At 45.4% G+C, this 1,585-nt stretch carries 1 protein-coding gene and 1 pseudogene; both read left to right on the top strand.

Annotated features, from left to right (window positions below; translation table 11 throughout):
- Positions 1–629: pseudogene (locus tag R8O70_RS25015) on the top strand (ABC transporter substrate-binding protein); the annotation flags it as partial.
- 9 nt (positions 630–638) lie between these two features.
- On the top strand, positions 639–1,496 hold the full coding sequence (locus R8O70_RS25010) for an ABC transporter ATP-binding protein (RefSeq protein ID WP_005496771.1): 858 nt from the start codon (positions 639–641) through the stop codon (positions 1,494–1,496).
- Positions 1,497–1,585: the final 89 nt, after the last annotated feature.

Genomic DNA, 1,585 nt, shown 5'->3' with positions numbered 1-1,585 from the left:
GTTCCGATGGTATTCGCGTGAATGATAAAGGTCAGCGTTTGAGCTTTGAATTGACGTACTCATCTCCAGTTCATACACCGCGTATTGCTTTCTTGCGTGAACAGGCAAAATTGGCAGGGTTGGACATTGAGCTGAAGCTGATTGATGGTTCATCGATGTTCAAGTATGTGCGTGAGAAAAAACACGAACTTGCTTTCTTTGATATGGGGACTTCGGAAATCCCAACTTATTGGGAATACTTCCATTCCGTGAACGCGAACAAACCACAAACGAACTCATTCACTAACTACAGCACGCCAGAGCTAGATGAAAAGATCATTGCGTATCGCTTTAACATGGACATGGATAAGAAGATCCAACTAGGTCATGAGATTCAGCGAGACATTATTGATGCGCACGTGATTGTCACTGGCTACATGGTACCTTACGTTCGTTATGGACACTGGCGTTGGTTGAAATTGCCAGAGAAACCAATGAATCGAATGACAGAAGCGTTGTTCAGTGGCGGAATTATCGGTGATGGCACGTATTGGATCGACAAAGACGTGAAGAAAGAAACCCAGAAAGCGATGAAGTCGGGTAAAACCTTTGAACCGGTTGTTGTCGTTGATGACACGTATAAGCTGTAAGGATGTGTTATGGAAAACGATGTAATTTTGAGTGTAAAAGATCTCGAAGTGGAATTCATCACGGATGATGGCCCGGTAAAAGTACTCCATGGCGTGAACTTTGATGTTCGTGCAGGACGAACGCTCGGTCTCGTTGGTGAGTCTGGCAGTGGTAAGAGCGTGACCTCCATGTCCATCATGGGACTGTTGCCAAAGCCTTACGGCAATATTGTCAATGGTGAAGTTAACTACCGAGGTACCAATCTGGTGTCGCTACCAGCGGAAGAAATGTACGCCATGCGCGGCGACCGCATTTCGATCATTTTCCAAGACCCAATGACGGCGTTGAATCCAGTGCATACCATTGGCCGCCAACTGTGCGAAGTGTTGGAATTACACCGTCCTGAGTTAGGTAAAAAAGAGCGTGAATCCTACGCGGTAGAAATGCTGGCTAAAGTGAAAATTCCAATGCCAGAAAAGCGCCTCAACGAATACCCGCACAACCTATCTGGTGGTATGCGCCAGCGCGTGATGATCGCAATGGCACTCGCATGTAAACCAGATATTTTGATTTGTGATGAGCCAACGACAGCTCTGGATGTAACGGTACAGGCGTCTATCCTTGAACTTATGAATGAACTTCAAGAAGAAACGGGCATGGCAATGATCTTCATTACCCATGATTTAGGCGTAGTCGCTGAAGTGTGTGATGACGTTGCGGTAATGTATGGTGGTCGTATTGTCGAAAAAGCGGAGATTTTTGAGCTGTTTGACAATCCGCAGCACCCTTACACGGAACGTTTGATGGGCTTAATGCCAAGCTTGGACAACGAACCTAAGCAGATGATTGATATCAAACCAATCGATGCCAGCATGTTTGCGAGCTAACTGGTGCAAAGTGAACAAGTCATAAAAGAGGATGTTATGGCCAAAGAAGTATTAAGAATTGAAAATCTTAAGCAGCACTTTGTATCTGG

It is taken from the genome of Vibrio sp. 779(2023) (assembly GCF_033344285.1).
GTDB classification, from domain to species: domain Bacteria; phylum Pseudomonadota; class Gammaproteobacteria; order Enterobacterales; family Vibrionaceae; genus Vibrio; species Vibrio alginolyticus.
This window is presented reverse-complemented; position numbering and strand designations above follow the sequence as displayed.